The organism is Spiribacter sp. SSL99 (genome assembly GCF_009805925.1).
GTDB classification, from domain to species: Bacteria; Pseudomonadota; Gammaproteobacteria; order Nitrococcales; family Nitrococcaceae; genus Spiribacter; species Spiribacter roseus.
Window position 1 is genome coordinate 172283 of record NZ_MAOM01000016.1, and the last position, 17182, is coordinate 189464.

At 66.6% G+C, this 17182-nt stretch carries 19 protein-coding genes and 1 tRNA gene; 8 read left to right on the forward strand and 12 right to left on the reverse strand.

Annotation, left to right across the window (positions count from 1 at the left end):
* The first annotated feature begins 43 nt into the window (after positions 1 to 43).
* Positions 44 to 1333 (forward strand): isocitrate lyase, encoded by a 1290-nt coding sequence (aceA, locus tag BA899_RS05620; protein WP_159300015.1) that lies wholly within the window; start codon positions 44 to 46, stop codon positions 1331 to 1333.
* A 52-nt stretch (positions 1334 to 1385) separates the two neighbouring features.
* Here the strand turns inward: aceA and arsH are convergent, their stop codons facing one another.
* From arsH to rpsU, 9 genes are all read right to left on the reverse strand, one after another.
* Positions 1386 to 2099, reverse strand: a complete 714-nt coding sequence (arsH, locus tag BA899_RS05625; RefSeq protein ID WP_159300016.1) for an arsenical resistance protein ArsH — start codon at positions 2097 to 2099, stop codon at positions 1386 to 1388.
* A gap of 17 nt (positions 2100 to 2116) precedes the next feature.
* Positions 2117 to 2488: a metalloregulator ArsR/SmtB family transcription factor gene (locus BA899_RS05630; RefSeq protein WP_235011874.1), complete on the reverse strand. Its 372-nt coding sequence runs from the start codon at positions 2486 to 2488 to the stop codon at positions 2117 to 2119.
* The gene (locus tag BA899_RS05635) at positions 2460 to 2987 is read right to left on the reverse strand and encodes an arsenate reductase ArsC (RefSeq protein WP_159300017.1); all 528 of its coding nucleotides are present in this window, start codon (positions 2985 to 2987) and stop codon (positions 2460 to 2462) included. The genes BA899_RS05630 and BA899_RS05635 overlap by 29 nt, the downstream gene beginning before the upstream one ends.
* Positions 2988 to 3049: 62 nt before the next feature.
* Positions 3050 to 3125, reverse strand: a tRNA-Ile gene (locus BA899_RS05640).
* Between the two features lie 56 nt (positions 3126 to 3181).
* Entirely contained in the window at positions 3182 to 4207 is a 1026-nt protein-coding gene (locus BA899_RS05645; protein WP_159300018.1) for a porin, read from the reverse strand.
* A 341-nt stretch (positions 4208 to 4548) separates the two neighbouring features.
* Positions 4549 to 6405 (reverse strand): RNA polymerase sigma factor RpoD, encoded by a 1857-nt coding sequence (gene rpoD / locus BA899_RS05650; RefSeq protein ID WP_110882278.1) that lies wholly within the window; start codon positions 6403 to 6405, stop codon positions 4549 to 4551.
* Positions 6406 to 6507: 102 nt separating this feature from the next.
* Positions 6508 to 8250 (reverse strand): DNA primase, encoded by a 1743-nt coding sequence (gene dnaG / locus BA899_RS05655; RefSeq protein WP_144346933.1) that lies wholly within the window; start codon positions 8248 to 8250, stop codon positions 6508 to 6510.
* Between the two features lie 45 nt (positions 8251 to 8295).
* Positions 8296 to 8751 (reverse strand): GatB/YqeY domain-containing protein, encoded by a 456-nt coding sequence (locus BA899_RS05660; protein ID WP_370456322.1) that lies wholly within the window; start codon positions 8749 to 8751, stop codon positions 8296 to 8298.
* Positions 8752 to 8756: 5 nt separating this feature from the next.
* A complete protein-coding gene (gene rpsU / locus BA899_RS05665) occupies positions 8757 to 8972 on the reverse strand; it encodes a 30S ribosomal protein S21 (RefSeq protein ID WP_110882281.1) in 216 nt (71 codons plus the stop codon).
* Positions 8973 to 9089: 117 nt separating this feature from the next.
* On the opposite strand from rpsU, the gene tsaD reads away from it, so the two are divergent.
* On the forward strand, positions 9090 to 10112 hold the full coding sequence (gene tsaD / locus BA899_RS05670; RefSeq protein WP_110882282.1) for a tRNA (adenosine(37)-N6)-threonylcarbamoyltransferase complex transferase subunit TsaD: 1023 nt from the start codon (positions 9090 to 9092) through the stop codon (positions 10110 to 10112).
* Here the strand turns inward: tsaD and plsY are convergent.
* Positions 10109 to 10759, reverse strand: coding sequence for a glycerol-3-phosphate 1-O-acyltransferase PlsY (gene plsY / locus BA899_RS05675; RefSeq protein ID WP_370456319.1), 651 nt, complete (start codon positions 10757 to 10759; stop codon positions 10109 to 10111). The genes tsaD and plsY overlap by 4 nt on opposite strands.
* A gap of 17 nt (positions 10760 to 10776) precedes the next feature.
* On the opposite strand from plsY, the gene folB reads away from it, so the two are divergent.
* Genes folB through BA899_RS05700 form a run of 5 tightly spaced genes read left to right on the forward strand, consistent with a single transcriptional unit; the run spans position 10777 to position 14404 of the window.
* Entirely contained in the window at positions 10777 to 11139 is a 363-nt protein-coding gene (folB, locus tag BA899_RS05680; protein ID WP_110882284.1) for a dihydroneopterin aldolase, read from the forward strand.
* On the forward strand, positions 11136 to 11636 hold the full coding sequence (gene folK, locus BA899_RS05685; RefSeq protein WP_159300020.1) for a 2-amino-4-hydroxy-6-hydroxymethyldihydropteridine diphosphokinase: 501 nt from the start codon (positions 11136 to 11138) through the stop codon (positions 11634 to 11636). The genes folB and folK overlap by 4 nt, the downstream gene beginning before the upstream one ends.
* Before the next feature lie 2 nt (positions 11637 to 11638).
* Positions 11639 to 12847: a class I SAM-dependent methyltransferase gene (locus BA899_RS05690; RefSeq protein ID WP_144346935.1), complete on the forward strand. Its 1209-nt coding sequence runs from the start codon at positions 11639 to 11641 to the stop codon at positions 12845 to 12847.
* Between the two features lie 51 nt (positions 12848 to 12898).
* Entirely contained in the window at positions 12899 to 13588 is a 690-nt protein-coding gene (locus BA899_RS05695) for an adenylate/guanylate cyclase domain-containing protein (RefSeq protein ID WP_144346936.1), read from the forward strand.
* Positions 13589 to 14404 (forward strand): undecaprenyl-diphosphate phosphatase, encoded by an 816-nt coding sequence (locus tag BA899_RS05700; protein WP_159300021.1) that lies wholly within the window; start codon positions 13589 to 13591, stop codon positions 14402 to 14404.
* On the opposite strand, the gene BA899_RS05705 is transcribed toward BA899_RS05700, so the two are convergent.
* Together BA899_RS05705 and BA899_RS05710 are read right to left on the reverse strand one after the other, a co-directional pair.
* Positions 14376 to 15617 (reverse strand): multifunctional CCA addition/repair protein, encoded by a 1242-nt coding sequence (locus BA899_RS05705; RefSeq protein ID WP_159300022.1) that lies wholly within the window; start codon positions 15615 to 15617, stop codon positions 14376 to 14378. The two genes, BA899_RS05700 and BA899_RS05705, sit on opposite strands and share 29 nt — an antisense overlap.
* Positions 15614 to 16579, reverse strand: coding sequence for a complex I NDUFA9 subunit family protein (locus tag BA899_RS05710; RefSeq protein WP_159300023.1), 966 nt, complete (start codon positions 16577 to 16579; stop codon positions 15614 to 15616). Before BA899_RS05710 ends, BA899_RS05705 begins: the two co-directional genes overlap by 4 nt.
* An 89-nt stretch (positions 16580 to 16668) precedes the next feature.
* Between BA899_RS05710 and BA899_RS05715 the strand changes: the two genes are divergently transcribed.
* Positions 16669 to 17182: sulfite exporter TauE/SafE family protein (locus BA899_RS05715; RefSeq protein WP_235013306.1), on the forward strand; the 514-nt coding region annotated here is incomplete at its 3' end.

Consider the following 17182-nt stretch of genomic DNA (forward strand, 5'->3'; position numbering starts at 1 on the left):
CATACCCTTGGTGAAGCGTTTCGGTCAGGAGGAAGCGAGAGCGATGAAAACATTGAAAACAGCGGCAGAGATCGAGAAAGACTGGCAGGAAAACCCCCGCTGGGCGGACGTCAAGCGGCCCTACCCGGCCTCCGAAGTGGTGCGTCTGCGGGGCACCGTTCCGGTGGAGTACAGCCTGGCGACCATGGGCGCGGAAAAGCTCTGGCGCTACCTGCATGACGGCGAGATGGACTATGTGAACGCACTGGGTGCGCTCACCGGCAACCAGGCCATGCAGCAGGTCAAGGCCGGCCTCAAGGCGATCTATCTGTCCGGCTGGCAGGTGGCCGCCGACGCCAACCTGGGCAGCACCATGTATCCCGACCAGTCGCTGTACCCGGCGGACTCGGTGCCGTCGGTGGTCGACCGCATCAACAACACCCTGCTGCGGGCCGACGAAATCCATCATGCCGAGGGTGATGACAGCATCGACTGGATGCAGCCCATCGTGGCCGATGCCGAGGCCGGCTTCGGCGGTGTGCTGAATGCCTTCGAGCTGATGAAGGGCATGATCCGGGCGGGCGCCTCGGGCGTGCACTTCGAGGATCAGCTGGCATCGGTGAAAAAGTGCGGCCACATGGGCGGCAAGGTGCTCGTGCCCACCCAGGAAGCGGTCCAGAAGCTGGTGGCCGCGCGTCTGGCGGCGGACACCATGGATGCGCCGACCCTGCTGGTGGCCCGGACCGATGCCCTCGCCGCTGATCTGATCACCTCGGACGTCGACCCCTACGACGCCCCGCATATCACCGGCGAGCGGACCGTCGAGGGCTTTTTCCGCACTCATGCGGGTGAGGATCAGGCCATCAGCCGCGGGCTTGCCTATGCGCCATACGCCGACCTGATCTGGTGCGAGACCGGCACCCCGGATCTGGCCTTCGCCAAGCGGTTTGCCGAGGCGATCAAGAAAGAGCACCCCAACACCATGCTGGCGTACAACTGCTCGCCGTCATTCAACTGGCGCGGCAAGCTCGACGAGAAGACCATCGCGAGTTTCCAGAACGAGCTGGCGGCCATGGGGTACAAGTTCCAGTTCATCACGCTGGCCGGCTTCCATAGCCTGAACTACTCGATGTTCGAGCTGGCGCGCGGCTACAAGAGCCGTCAGATGGCGGCCTACTCCGAGCTGCAGGAGGCCGAGTTCGCGGCCGAGCCCAATGGCTACACCGCCACCCGCCATCAGCGCGAGGTGGGGGCCGGTTACTTCGATCAGGTCACCCAGACCATCCAGGGCGGTGTCTCCTCGGTGACGGCGATGACCGGTTCCACCGAAGAGGATCAGTTCAGCGGTCAGTAAGTGGGGATGATCGCCACCCACTGACTTTGCGGGGGCTGCGGCCCCCGTTTTTTTACAGCGACCGCTGGTTGACCCGGGCCGAGACGGCCTCGGCGCTCTCGACCCGCTCGGAGTACCGGTCGACAAGGTAGTCCCGACGGTCCCGGGTCAGCCGCGTGAACTTCACCAGCTCTTCCATCACATCGACGATGCGGTTGTAGTAAGGCGAGGGCTTCATGCGGTCGTCGTCATCGAACTCCATGAACGCCTTGGGCACCGACGACTGGTTGGGGATGGTGATCAGGCGCATCCAGCGCCCCAGCAGGCGCAGCTGATTGACGGCGTTGAAGCTCTGCGACCCGCCGCAGACCTGCATCACCGCCAGGGTCTTGCCCTGGGTGGGGCGGACGCCGCCCATGTTCAGCGGGATCCAGTCGATCTGGGCTTTCATGATGCCGGTCATCGCGCCATGGCGCTCGGGCGAGCTCCAGACAAAGCCGTCGCACTCGGTCGCCAGCTCGCGCAGTTCCTGGACCTTGGGGTGATCGGCGTCGGCATCGTCCGGCAACGGCAGGCCCGAGGGATTGAAAATGCGGGTTTCAGCGCCAAGTCGGCGCAGCACCCGGGCGCCTTCCTCGGCACACAGGCGGCTGAACGAGCGCTCGCGCAGCGAGCCATAGAGCAGCAGTATCCGGGGTGGCCGCTCATCAGCCGTCGCAAACAGCTGTTGCCCGTCGATGGGTGCAAATGCCCCTTCGTCCAGGTTGGGGAGGGTGTCCTCACTCATCCGCAGCGTCTCTTCGTCTATTGCTCGCAGTGATCGCGGTGTCGGGCCATGGCACGACGCAGCCGGGTCAGATCGTCGGCAAACGGCGGCTCGCCCGCCAGGGCGGTGAATGTGCTCCGCAGCCACGCCGGCAGATCCGGTCGCAGGGCATAATGCACCCACTGGCCGCTGCGGCGGGTGGCCACCAGGCCCACGTCGCGCAGATGCCCCAGGTGCCGGGACATCTTGGGCTGACTGACGTCGATGGCATCGGTCAGTTCGCAGACGCACAGCTCACCGTGCTGGTGCATCAGCAGGGCGGCCCGCAGCCGGGTCTCGTCGCCCAGCAGGCGAAACACCCGGACCGGGTCGATGCCGGTATCAGTCGACGGCGCGATCGCTTCCATCATGGTCGGTCTCCTGGCTGTGGCCGATGTCTTCGAGGGCATGGGCCAGTTTAAGCCGATCCAGCGACTCCATGGGAAGATTCATGAGCAGGCCGAGCCGCCGCCGCAGGGCCGCCGCCGTGTCGCGGAACGCCCGCAGCCGCTCTTCCTCGGTGCCCTCGACCGCGGCCGGATCCGGCAGCCCCCAGTGCGCGGTCATGGGTTGACCGGGCCAGACCGGGCAGGGTTCGGCCGCGGCCTGGTCACAGACGGTGAAAATGAAGTCCATGGCCGGGGCATCGTCGCCGGCAAAGACATCCCAGTTCTTGCTGTAAAGGCCTTTGGTGGGCAGGTCCATGCGCTCGAGCACCTGCAGGGCCAGTGGGTTGACGGTGCCGGTGGCCATGCTGCCCGCGCTGTAGGCGGTAAAGCGGCCATTGCCCATTCTGTTCAACAGTGCCTCGGCGATGATGCTGCGGGCCGAGTTGCCGGTGCACAGGAACAGTACGTTGTAGTGCGCCATGGTGGAGCTCCCTCATCAATGAGAGATCAGTATATACGGATATACGCATGTGCGCTATCAAATGGTGGGCCCACCAGGATTCGAACCTGGAACCAAAGGATTATGAGTCCTCTGCTCTGACCATTGAGCTATGGGCCCAATAAAAAAAGGGGCCGATGGCCCCTTTTTTATCGTGCAAAGCGCCGTTACTTCAATTAGAAGCTGACGTAGACAGCGGCCGCAGCCATGTTGTCCGAGTCGCCGTCCCCGTTGAAGTTGTCGTCCGGGCTGGTGTAGCCGATAGCCGCTGCGACGTTGCTGGAGAAGGCATAGGCCGCTTCAACAGCAACCGACTTGCTATCGCCGCCAGTCCGGTCGGCATCAGCGAAAGACGCCTTGAGAGTCACCGCGTCCGTCGCATTGTACGTGCCCGTGATCTCGTAGGGGTTGCCATCCGGGTCGGTGTAGAACGCACTGACCTGGTTGCCCTGGTTCTCGTCAGAGCTACCTGTCGACGTGTCGTCGACGTTGTCGTTCCGCGTAGTCGCGGCGGCGATCGTACCCATGCCATAGTCGTATGAAAGCGACAGGCCCACCGACTTCGCATCGGGGTTGGTGTCGCCGCCATCGACGTTCAGGTAAGACGCGGAAGCGTAGATGTCACCAAAGTTGTACTTTGCCGAAACGGTGTAGGAGTCAAACCCGCTACCACGGTTTCCGTCTGCGCCTTCACCGCTCTGCATGTTTCCGCCAACACGCACTTCCAGGCCGTTGAGGCTCGGCGTCGTGTAGAAAAAAGCTCCATCCTGACGGAAAACGACATCCGATGCGCGACCCTGAGCATAGGCTTCGGTGAGGAACAGGTCAGTGACTGACGTAGTCCACTCATACATCGGGTTGTCTTGGTTACCAAGCTCTACTCGGCCAAAGTCGCCGGTGAGGTAGACGTTAGCCTGACGAAGAGCGGGAGCATCTCCCTGCGCTCTAGGGGCAACAGCTCCGTACTCGAGCTGAACGCCACCGGCCATCCCGTCAGCGAGCTCGTGAGTGCCAATAAACCCAAACCGACTCGGGCCGTTACCGTCGCCGCGAGCACCGACGGTGTCCGCGTCAGTGGTGCTTCCGTCATTAATTCCAGCGATTACAAAGCCGTAGAAGTCGGCAGTCGACTCCTGTGCAGTTGCAACACCGGAAGCAAGCGCGAGGGCGCTGGCTGCTGTCAAAGTAGTAATTTTTTTCATCGTTGACTCCTGTGGGTAGTCAGATATCTGCTTACGCAAACGCTGCTGTTCACCAGCAGCGCATATGGTCGAGGTCTGGCAGTTGTGGAATTACAACAGCGTTAAACACCCCTTAAGGAGGAAGATATCCCGATCCGTAGCTTGATTGCAACATTCTTTTGACACGAATATTCACGATCTGGTCGACGAATCAAGCATTTTGCGCAGGAACTTAACCCGTCATCGCATGGCTACCCGGCTTAGCGCCAGGCGCCAGCGGCGTTGGTTTCTTACAACAATCGATATCGCGCCGTTTTTCTGTTGCGTATACGCCGAGCTATGGGCCCGCAACCGGCGGGAGGCTACTGCTCGTCGAGGAAACCGCGCAGGTTGTCCGAACGGGTCGGATGGCGCAGCTTGCGCAGGGCCTTGGCCTCGATCTGGCGGATACGCTCGCGGGTGACGTCGAACTGCTTGCCGACCTCCTCAAGGGTGTGGTCGGTGTTCATGTCGATGCCGAACCGCATGCGCAGCACTTTGGCCTCGCGCGGCGTCAGTCCGCCAAGTATCTCGCGCACCGACTCGCGCAGCCCCTCGCGGGTTGCCGAGTCCACCGGGGACATGACCGAGGTGTCCTCGATGAAGTCGCCCAGGTGCGAGTCCTCGTCGTCGCCGATGGGCGTCTCCATCGAGATCGGCTCCTTGGCGATCTTGAGCACCTTGCGCACCTTGTCCTCGGGCATTTCCATGCGCTCGGCGAGCTCCTCGGGGTAGGGCTCACGGCCCATCTCCTGGAGCATCTGCCGGGACACCCGGTTGAGCTTGTTGATGGTCTCGATCATGTGGACCGGGATGCGGATGGTGCGGGCCTGGTCCGCGATCGAGCGGGTGATGGCCTGACGGATCCACCAGGTGGCATAGGTGGAGAACTTGTAGCCACGGCGGTATTCGAACTTGTCCACCGCCTTCATGAGTCCGATGTTGCCTTCCTGGATCAGGTCCAGGAACTGCAGCCCCCGGTTGGTGTACTTCTTGGCGATCGAGATCACCAGCCGCAGGTTGGCCTCGACCATTTCCTTTTTGGCCCGGCGGGCGCGGGCCTCGCCGATGGACATGCGGCGGTTGATTTCCTTGATCTCCGCCGGCGGCAGGCCGGTGAGCTCGCGGATGCGGATCAGCTCCGACTGCTGTTCGATCAGTGCCTCGCGGCACTCGGCCATCTGCTTGCTGTACTTCTTGCCCTCGGCGACGACCTGATCGACCCAGCCGGTGTCGGTCTCGTGCCCCGGGAAGCTGGCGATGAAGTCCTTGCGCGGCATCCCGCCCTGCTTGGTGGCCACGCGCATGACCTCGCGCTCGCCGGCGCGCACGCCTTCAACCGCCTTGCGCAGGTTGGCTGCCAGCCCATCGATGACCTTGGGCACGAACTTGATGGCCAGGAACAGGCCGGTCATTTCCTCGCGGATCTCGCCGACCCGGGGGCTGTCCGAGCCGTCGCGCTCGAGGGTTTCCACCAGCTCGGCGTGCAGCACCTCGATGCGGTCGAAGATCTCAGCCGCGCGCTCGGGATCGGGGCCGGTCTCCGGCGCCGCCACCTCTTCGTCATCCTCGGCTTCCGCTTCGCGGGCCTCCGCCTCGCGGGCGGCCTCGTCGGCCTGCGCCTGATGGCGGGCGACAACCTCGGGGACGTTATCGACCAGCTCGCTGACGTTGCGGAACCCGGCCACCACTTCGGCCAGGCGCAGTTCGCCGTTCTGGATCCCCTTGTGCAGGGCCACCATGGTGCGCGATGACTCGGGGTAGCCCGAGAGTGCACGCAGGACCTGATCGAGCCCGTCCTCGATGCGCTTGGCCAGCTCGATCTCGCCCTCGCGGGTAAGCAGCTCCACGGTTCCCATCTCACGCATGTACATGCGGACCGGGTCCGTGGTGCGACCGAACTCCGCATCCACCGCCGCGAGTGCCGCCGCGGCCTCTTCGGCCTCGTCCTCGTCGGTGGACACGGCGCTGTCGCTGAGCATCAGGGTGTCGGCATCGGGCGCGGTCTCGTGGACCGGGATCCCCATGTCGTTGATCATGCTGATGATGTCTTCGATCTGCTCGGGCTCGACGATATCGTCGGGGAGATGATCGTTGACCTCCGCATAGGTGAGGTATCCCTGCTCTTTGCCGCGGGCAATGAGTTCGCGAATCTGGGATTGCTGATCCTGGCTTGCCATAGACTACCGATGCTGGAGTTGTGTCGGAGGGACGCAATTAATGCATAACAGCGTATATTAGCATTGACTCGCTAATCTACAATCCCGTCGGCGATTGCGTCCCTATTGTTTAAGTCGTATCCACTCCGACCATTCATCGGTCGTGAGGGTGCCTGCTTGGAGGCGTTCATTGAGCTGCGTCAGGCGTCGCTCCACCGCAATGCGGCGGATCTGCGCCATGGCGTCGCCGAATTCCGCCTCCAGGCCTTCGGCCGGTACCAGGTGATTCCAGGTGGCGAGCTTCCAGAGGGCGCCCTCGTGCTCGCTGTCCCGGAACCGCTCAAGTATCGCACTAGAGTTGAGATGGGGGTCCTGCCGGGCGAGTTCAAGCATATCCACCAGCAGCGGCAGCCCCGGCAGGTCATTCAGCCGCCTGAGCGCATCCAGGTCGTCGACGCCCTGCGCCAGCGCCGGGGATTCCAGCAGCAGGGCGATGGCGAGGCGCACCGGGGTGCGTCGGACGCCGGCATTGTCCACGGCCACCGGCTCGCGTCGCCGGGCGCGCTGATCCCGGGTGAGTGTCTCGCGGCCATCCACCACCCCCTCGAGGTAATCGGTTTCGAGGCGTGCCAGCCCGGCCACCCGCTCACAGAGCATATGCCGGTAGACATCCGGGGGCAGGCGCTGGAGCAGCGGCAGGGCCTTTTCAACAAACCGCGCCCGGCCATCCATGCTCTGCATGTCGGTATCCGCCTCGAGCCGCTCGATCAGGTAATCCGACAGCGGGGTCGCGCGCTGCAGCTGGGCCTCGAAACCCTCGCGGCCATGGCTGCGCACCAGGCTGTCGGGGTCTTCGCCGTCCGGCAGGAACAGAAAACGGATCTGTCGGCCCTGGCGCATGGTGGGCAGGGCGTTTTCCAGCGCCCGCCAGGCGGCCTGCCGCCCGGCACTGTCGCCGTCAAAGCAGAAGATGATGTCGCCCGTGGTCTTCAGCAGCCGTTCCACCTGGCGTGTCGAGGTGGCGGTGCCCAGGGTGGCGACCGCCCGCGGCAGGCCGTGCTGGGCCAGCGCGACCACGTCCATGTAGCCCTCGACCACGACGATGTCGGCGGGCTGGCGGTCGGCCTGCAGCACCTCGTAGAGGCCGTAGAGCGACTCGCCCTTGTGGAACACCGGCGTTTCGGGCGAGTTGAGGTATTTCGGCTCGCCGTCGTCGAGCACCCGGCCGCCGAAGCCCACCGTGCGGCCGCGACGATCGCGGATCGGGAACATGATCCGGTCGCGGAACCGGTCATAGACCCGTCCGCCGTCACGCTCGATCACCAGCCCGGCCTGCTTGAGCTCGTCGGCCGCGCCGAGCCGCCCGAGCAGGTTGTCCCAGCCCGGCGGCGCGAAGCCGATCCCAAAGCGTCGGGCGATCTCGCCGCTCAGCCCGCGTTTCTGCAGATAGTCGATGGCGCGCTGGCGCTGCGGGTGCTGGCGCAACCACTGCTGGTACGACCGATCGGCACGCTCGAGCACGGCGAACAGCGGGGCATGATTATTCTGGACGCCCGCATCGGCGGTGTTCTCGGGCATTTCCATGCCGGCCATCTGGGCGAGCTGGGCGACCGCCTCTCGAAAATCCAGGCGGTCGTATTCCATGAGAAAGCGGATCGCACTGCCGTGGGCGCCGCAGCCAAAGCAGTGATAGAACTGCTTGTCGGTGCTGACGGTGAACGACGGGGTCTTCTCGCCATGGAACGGGCACAGGCCCATCTGGTTGCTGCCCGAGCGTTTGAGCTGGACACGCTCGCCCACCACATCGGCGATGTCGATGCGGGCGAGCAGCTCGTCGATGAAGGAATCGGGGATTCGGCCGGCCATGGCTGCCAGTCTACGGCAAAGCGCCCGCCGTCGGGGGCGGGGTGCTCAGGCCAGGTGCTTTTTGACGCGGGCGCTGACCGCGCTCATGTCGGCCCGCCCCTGCATCTGCGGTTTGAGCACCGCCATGACCCGGCCCATGTCACGCACGGACTCGGCCGCGGTCTGTTCGATGGCGGCGGCCACCCGGGCATCGATCTCGGCCTCGTCGAGGGCCTTGGGCAGAAACTCGCCGATGACCTCGATTTCGGCCTTTTCGGCGGCGGCCAGCTCGGCGCGCCCGGCCGCCTCGTACTGCTCGATGGATTCGCGCCGCTGCTTGACCATTTTATCGAGGATCGCGAGCACGTCGGCATCGTTGAGGGTGCGACGCTCGTCGACTTCCTTTTGCTTGATCGCGGCGCTGATCATGCGCAGCGTGCCGAGGCGCGGCTTGTCGCCCGCGCGCATCGCCGCCTTGACGGCATCGGACAGCTGCGTGCCGAGTTCACTCACTGTGCGGATGCCCCTCAGTAGAGGCGCTGACCGCGCTGGTTCTCGCGCTGTACGCGCTTGGCATGCCGCTTGACCGCCGCTGCCTGCTTGCGCTTGCGCTCCTGGGTGGGCTTTTCATAATGCTCGCGGCGACGTACTTCCGAGAGTACACCGGCCTTCTCGCAGGAGCGCTTGAAGCGGCGCAGTGCCACCTCGAAGGGCTCATTCTCGCGAACCTTGACGTTCGGCATAGTGCTCTAACCTTACCGTGTTGCTGTAAACGACGTAGAATCAACGGACTTGGATTCAGCCCTACAGTCTAAGCGGAGAGACCAGCGATTGCAAAAACCCAGCGCCCGGGGCGAGCGATGATCACCCTGGGCATCGAGACCTCCTGCGACGAGACCGGCATTGCCCTTTATTCGGACAAAGCCGGGTTGGTGGCCCATCGACTGCACAGCCAGGCAGCCACCCATGCCCGCTATGGCGGCGTGGTGCCCGAGCTTGCCTCGCGCGATCACATCCGTCGCGTGCTGCCGCTGGTCGAGGACTGCCTGGCCGAGGCGGGGCTGCGGCCCGCTGACATCGATGGCGTGGCCTACACCCGCGGGCCGGGGCTGGCCGGGGCGCTGCTGGTGGGCGCGGCGGTGGCGGAGAGTCTCGGCTGGGCGCTCGAGCGTCCGGTGCTGGGGGTCCATCACATGGAGGCGCACCTGCTGGCGCCCATGCTCGAGGCCGATCCCCCGGATTTCCCGTTTGTCGCGCTGCTGGTCTCGGGCGGTCATACCCTGCTGGTCGAGGTGACCGGCCTGGGTCGCTACCGGATTCTGGGCGAGTCGCTGGATGATGCGGCGGGCGAGGCCTTTGACAAGACCGCCAAGCTGCTGGGGCTGCCCTATCCGGGCGGGCCACAGCTCGAGGCACTGGCCGGCGGGGGTGAGGCGGGATCGCTGCGCTTTCCGCGGCCCATGACCGACCGACCGGGGTTCGACTTCAGCTTCAGCGGACTGAAGACCGCCGTGCTCAATGCCGTGCGCGACGCCGATCCGCCGATCCCGCGCGAGACCGTCGCCCGGGCCTTTCAGGATGCCGTGGTGGAGACGTTCGCCATCAAGGTGCGGCGGGCGCTTCAGGCGACCGGTGCCGGCCATCTGGTGGTGGCCGGCGGTGTGGGTGCCAACCAGGCGCTGCGCGGGCGGCTGCGTTCGGTGGCCGCCGCCGAGGGCGCGGCGGTGGCCTTCCCGCGGCTGGCGTTCTGCACCGACAACGGCGCGATGATCGCCTATGCCGGGCACTGCCGGCTCGCCGCCGGCGAGCGCAGCGGTGACGGGGCCGATGTGCGCCCGCGGTGGCCGCTTGACGAGCTGCGCCCGCCGGCGGCCGCCGACTAGCGCTGGCCGATGCGCGGTTCGGTGCCGTTGGCGATGCGCCGGATATTGCCCCGATGCCGCCAGGCGGTGAGCAGCGCCATCCCCGCGGCCATTGCGGCCAGCGCGGGTGCCGGGGTGATGAGCAGGAAATAGGCCGGCGCCAGTGCAAAGCTGACCAGCGCCGCCAGTGACGATATCCGGGCAAGCCCCGCCACGACCGCCCAGGTCAGTGCTACCGCCAGGCCCGCCGGCCACGCGGCGGCGATGAAAATGCCCAGGCCCGTGGCAATGCCCTTGCCGCCCTGAAACCCGAAGAACACCGGGTACAGATGCCCCAGGAAGGCCGCGCCGCCGACGCTGGCCACGGTGATGCCGGGCAGTTCCAGCGCCTGTGCGATGAGCACCGGCACCACGCCCTTCAACGCATCGCCAAGCAGCGTGGCCAGCGCCGCGGGGCGGCCGCCCAGACGCAGCACGTTGGTGGCCCCCGGATTGCCGCTGCCGTCGTGGCGTGGATCGCCCAGGCCAAGCAGTCGGGCCACCAGCACGCCGGTGGACACGGAGCCGGCCAGATAGCCGAGGATGACAAGGGCAGCGTCGAGCATGGCGGTATTCCATCGGCTGCCGGGGGCCGGGTCAAGCGGGCCTTGTGCTGGCCGCGGCGACATGAAATGCTCCGGCCGTTATGGATACTGTGTTCCTCGAGGCACTCTCGCTGCGCGCCGTGATCGGCGTCCATGCCTGGGAGCGGGCCTTCGCCCAGCGCCTTGAGCTGGATCTGGACCTGGCGGTGGACACCACGCAGGCCGCTGCCACCGATGCCATCGATGCGGCGGTGGATTACGCCGCCCTCAGCGACCGGCTGACCCAGTCCGCGGCGGCCTCCGACTGCCAGCTCATCGAGACCCTGGCGGATCGGCTGGCCGGTGTGGTGCTCGAAGACGGCCGGATCGCCCGGGTTGAGCTGACCCTGCGCAAGCCCGGGGCGGTCCCGGCGGCTCGGAACGTGGGTGTCCGTATCACCCGAAGCCAATCAGAGGTCCCATGAATCGTGCCTATCTGAGCATCGGCAGCAACATCGAACCCGAGCGCCATGTCCGCGCCGCGGTCGCCGCACTGAACGAGCGCTTCGGGCCGCTGACCCTCTCGCCGGTCTACCAGACCCGTGCCGTCGGCTTTGACGGCGACGACTTCTACAACCTGGTGGTGGGGCTCGACACCGATACCGCCGTCGATCAGCTGGCCGCGGCCTGCCGCGAGATCGAGACCGAGCAGGGCCGGCAGCGGACCGACCGGCGGTTCAGTGCCCGGACGCTGGACATCGACCTGCTCACGCTGGGCAACATCATCCGCGACGATGTCCCGATCCTGCCGCGTGACGAAATCCTCAAATATGCGTTCGTGCTCAAGCCCCTGGTGGATATCGCACCGGATGAGCGCCACCCGCTGGATGGCCGGCGCTACGCCGATATCTGGGTGTCGTTCGAGGATGACGATGGGTTGAAGCCGATCGCGCTCGACCTTTCCACCGAAAACGGCGGCTGATCATGGCCCGGCGTGATGGCCCCGAGGCACCGCCGGCGCCGGATGCGGCCGCGGCGCGGCACAGCGCCGAACTGCGCGAGCGGATCGATGCCGCGATTGCTATGGCCGGCGGGCGGATGGACTTTGCCGAGTATATGGCGCTGGCCCTGTACGCGCCGGGTCTGGGCTATTACAGCGCCGGGCAGACCCGTTTCGGGCCGGGGGGCGACTTCACCACCGCACCGCTCATGTCGCCGCTGTTCGCCTGGACGCTGGCGCGCGAGGTCCAGCGCACCCTCGAGGCGGTCGACGGCGATACCGTGCTCGAGTTCGGCGCCGGAACCGGCCGCATGGCGGCGGATCTGCTCGAGGCGCTGGCGGCGGCCGACGCACGGCCGGCGCGGTATCTGATCATCGAGGTCAGCGCCGACCTCCGTGCCGAACAGGCCCGCACGCTGGAGGCCCTTGATCCGGATCTGCGTGATCGGGTGACCTGGCTCGAGCGACTGCCGGCGACGCCGATCCGGGGTGTGGTGCTGGCCAACGAAGTGATGGATGCCCTGCCGGTGCGGCGCTTCCAGCGCACCGCCACGGGGGTGGACTGCCTGGCGGTGGGGCATGACGGGGACGGCGCGCTGGCGTGGCAGACCCGTCCCGCCGACGACGAGCTGCAGGCCGCCGTCGCCGGCATTGAGGCGGCCATTGGCGAGCGGCTGCCGGCGGGCTACTGCTCGGAATGGTGCCCGTCGCTGGCCCCCTGGGTGGCCGAACTGGGCGAGCTGCTGGCGGCCGGCGCGGCGTTCCTCATCGACTATGGCTACCCCCGGGCCGAGTACTATCACCCCCAGCGCGCCACCGGCACGCTGCTATGTCACTACCGCCATCGCGCCCACGACGATCCGTTTTTCTGGCCGGGGCTGCAGGACATCACCGCCTCGGTGGATTTCACCGCCGTGGCGGACGCCGGCCTCGATGCGGGGCTGGACCTGCTGGGCTTCGCCACCCAGGGCAACTTCCTGACCGGTGCCGGATTGACCGAGGTGCTTCAGGCGCAGGCCGGCGACGACCCCGACCGGGCGGCCGAGCTGGCGCAGAGCGCCAAGCCGCTGATCTTTCCCGACGAGCTCGGCGAGCGCTTCAAGGTGCTGGGCCTGGGGCGTGGCATGGCGGCGCCACTGCCGGGCTTTTCCTTTGCCGACCATCGGGCGCGCTTGTCACCAAAAGGAAATTAATTTAGTACTAAATAAACGGCGGTCAATCACAATTAGATACCGGAGAACGGAATGGACTCCCCCGGCCCCTATCGATACCGACTTGTAGATCTCCCGGGCCCCCGGGGCAATGCCTGGTTCTCGTCGTATCTCTCGCGCCCGGTCCGCGAGCTGCTCGATGCCGGCCCTGCCGCCCAGCGCCGCCTCCAGTCCCCCCACAGCGCCGATGTGTGTATCCTTTTCACCGATATCCGGGGGTTTACCGATCTCTCGCCGACCATCGATCTGGATGCCCTGTTTCGCACCGTTGATGCCTGTATCGGCCGCCAGATCCGATTGATCGAATACTACAACGGCTATGTCGATAACTTTACCGGCGACGGACTGATGGCGGTTTTCGACGGCAGCGGGATGGAGGAAAACGCCTGCCGCTGCGCCCTCGAGGTGGTGGCGCGGGCCCTGCCGGTTCTACGCTGCCCCGAGGCGACGGTCATGCCCATCGGTGCCGGTCTGCACCGGGGGCATGTGGCCATGGGCACCCTGGGGGCGGAGACGCGGCGCACTTATACGTCGATTGGCGATACGGTCAACCGCGCCGCGCGGCTGGCGGGATTTGCGTGGGGAAGGGAGCTGATGATCAGCAATCGCATCCGAGAAGGGGTCAGCGCCGACATCGCCCGGCAGTTTGCGCCGGTGCCGGTCAGTCGGCTGCGGCGGGACATGGATCCGGTGGCGCCGGTCTATCGATCGAGGCGCGCCTGAATGGACCTTGTTCAGGCACTCTGGCTGGGCCTGATCCAGGGCCTGACCGAATTTCTGCCCATTTCCAGTTCGGCGCATCTGATTCTCGTGCCGCGACTGCTGGGCTGGCCCGACCAGGGGCTGGCGTTTGATGTGGCCGTCCATGTCGGCACGCTGCTGGCGGTGATGCTGCATTTCCGCCGCCAGGTGGGACCGCTGGTGGGGGATACGCTGGTCTCGGTCTGGCGCCGCCAGCCGGTGGGGGAAAGCCGTCTGGGCTGGGCGCTGATCATCGGCACGCTGCCGTTGGTGGCCGGTGCGCTGATCCTGGCGGACGCCGCCGAGGGCGTATTCCGCGACCCGCGGGTGATCGCCACCGCGACCATCGGCTTCGGCATCCTGCTGTGGGTCGCCGCGCGTCGTGCCGGTCCGCGCGATGAGCACAGCATCGGTCCGGGGGCCGCACTGTTCATCGGCGCCGCCCAGGTCCTCGCGATCATTCCGGGGACGTCACGCTCGGGCATCACCATGACCGCGGGACTGTGGCTGGGGCTGGAGGCGACGGCGGCGGCGCGCTTCTCATTCCTGCTGTCGATGCCGGCCATCGCCCTGGCGGGCGCGTGGAAGGCGCTGCAGCTGGGCGCCGCCGACGGGCCGGTGAACTGGGGGGTGTTCGGTTTTGGCGCCCTGGTCTCGGGGGTCTCGGCCTATCTGTGCATTCGGGTGTTTCTGGCGCTGGTCGCGCGGCTTGGCATGACGCCATTCGTCATCTACCGGCTGGTGCTGGGTGGGGTGCTGCTGGTGATGTTCAGCGGCGCTGGGCCTGCAGCCGGGTAATGACCTCGATGCGGGCGCTGCGGATGGCGCGGCCGATGGCCGGTCCGCTGAGTCCGGCCTCCACGAACGTCGAGGCATCCACCTCGCGGCAGCGGGCGAATGCGGTGCGCAGCCACTCGGCCTGCGGATAGGGCCGGTCCTCAAGCCCCTTGCGGCCGCGGTAGTCCGCCTCGCAGGCGAGCAGGAACGGATCCAGCCGCTCGGGCCTTCGGAACAGGTCCAGCCCCTCCATCAGCGCCAGCACGTCATCGGCCGCCAGCGCCTGTACGCGGTGGCAGTCCAGATGATGGCGGGTGACGCCCAGGGCGAGATCACGGCACGCCGACGGCACCCGGAGTCGTTCGCAGAGTGTCTTGACCAGTGGGACGCCGCGCGCCTCGTGACCACGGTGCCCGGGCAGCTGTTCGGCCGGGGTCACGCCCTTACCCAGATCGTGGACCAGCGCCGAGAAGCGCGTGGCCAGGTCGGCATCCAGCCGCACCGCCTGGGCCAGCACCCGCAGGATATGGTCGCCGGTGTCGATTTCCGGGTGATGCCGGGCCGGTTGGGGGATGCCGAACAGGCAGTCCACCTCGGGCATCAGCACCGCCAGCGCCCCGCAGTCGCGCAGAAGGCGAATGTACTCATCCGGTGCCGGGGCCATCAGCGCCTTGGCGGTTTCCTGCCAGACCCGCTCCGGGACCAGCGCCTCGACTTCGCCATTGGCGACCATCCCGCGGCACAGGCTCAGCGTTTCGTCGGCCACCTCGAAACCCAGCGGCGCCAGGCGGGCGGCAAACCGGGCCAGCCGCAGGATCCGCACCGGGTCCTCGCGAAACGCCGGCGAGACATGCCGCAGCCGTCGGGCCTTGAGGTCGTCGTAGCCATGGAAGGGGTCGATCAGGCTGCCGTCCGGCGCCCGGGCCATGGCGTTGATGGTCAGGTCGCGGCGCCCCAGATCCGCGGCCAGACTGACGTCGGGATCGGCATGAAAGGTGAACCCGTGATAGCCGGGGCCGGTCTTGCGCTCGGTGCGCGCCAGGGCGTATTCCTCGTGGGTGTGCGGGTGCAGGAACACCGGAAACTCGCGGCCCACCGGCTCGAAGCCGCGTTCGGTCATGGTCTCGGGGCTGGCCCCGACCACCACCAAGTCATGTTCGTGCACCGGCAGGCCGAGCAGGCGGTCGCGAACGGCCCCGCCCACTTCGTAGACTTCGAGGCCGGCCGTGGTCACTCGGAGTGACGCCCCGCATCGCGGCGCCACTCGTCGTAGCGGTCCCGGGATTTCTGACCGCCCAGATAGCCCGGCGCCACCGCCTCGAGGGCGGTCGGGTGGATGCCCAGATCGGGCAGGGCGTTGTGACTGCAGACGTTGTCCACCTGGGCGGACAGGTAGTTGTCGTAGGTGTAGGGCTGGCCGGGCACCCGCTGCATGATCCGGCCCTGCAGCCGTGACAGCCCGTCGGGCAGCCCGACGATGGCGCGCCGGACGCCCAGCAGCTCGGCCACATAACGGACCAGCGTTTTCAGCGAGTACACCGTCGGGCCGCCCAGCTCGTAGGTCCTGCCAAAGGTCCGGCGGTCGCTGAGGGCGGTCTCGAAGGCCGCCGCCACATCATCAACGTAGACCGGCTGGAATTTGGCCTCGGGCGTGGGCAGCGGCATCACCGGCGCCATCCTGAGCAGACCGGCGAAGGTGTTGAGAAAGCTGTCGGCGGGGCCGAAGACCACCGAGGGCTTGAACACCGTCACCGCCAGATCATCGCCATTGGCGGCCAGCGCCAGGCGCTCGCCCTCGCCCTTGGTCTGCTGATAGCGGCTGGGCCCATCGATGTCGGCGCCCAGCGCGCTCATGTGCAGCAGGCGCTTGACGCCGGCCGTTCGGCAGGCCTCGAGCAGCTTTTCGACCAGCCGGACGTGCACGGTCTCGAAGTCGCGACCGGGCTTTTTCGACTCGTTGAGGATCGCCACCAGGTTGATGACGGCATCCACCCCCTCGAGCTGTGCGGCGAGCTGCTGCGCGTCGTGGATATCGGTCTCCACCAGCTCGAGATTGGGGATGGGCAGCAGGTGGCGATTGCGCTCGCGGCGGCGCGTCAGCACCTTGATGTGAATGGGGGTGTTGGCGAGGCGGTTGGCGATCTGGCGACCGACGAATCCGGTGCCGCCGAGGATGCAGACAGTCTGGATGCGCATGCTTGTCGCGCTCTCCCTGATTGGCTTGTCGATGCACCCATTGTAGAGCAAATGACATACTGTCGGTTTGCGCGCGCTGGAATGAGGTCATGGTGCTGTCGCTGCTCATCTACGTCGCCGCTGGTGCGGTGGTCGGGTTTGTCTCGGGCCTGTTCGGCATCGGCGGCGGCGTGATTGTGGTGCCCATGCTCCTGCCGATCTTCCAGGCCCAGGGGCTGAGCATGGATGTGGCCATGCACATGGCGGTGGGCAGTTCGCTGGCGACCATCGTCATCACCGGCCTGTCCTCGGCCCGCGCCCACTGGCGGCTGGGCAACCTGGTGGTCTCGGCGCTGCCGTGGCTGGTGGCGGGTCTGGTCACCGGGGCATTGATCGGCGCCCAGCTGGCGGCGGCCCTGTCCGGCGATATCCTGCGGATCATCTTCGCGCTGTTCGTGCTCGCCCTGGCGGCGCGCATGGCGTTTGCGCTGGAACCCCCGCCGGGCCGGATCATGCCACGGCCGGCCGCGGTGGCGGCGGTGGGGGGCGTGATCGGCACCCTGTCGAGCCTGGTGGGGATCGGCGGTGGGACGCTGGTGGTGCCGTTCCTGGTCTGGTCGGGGG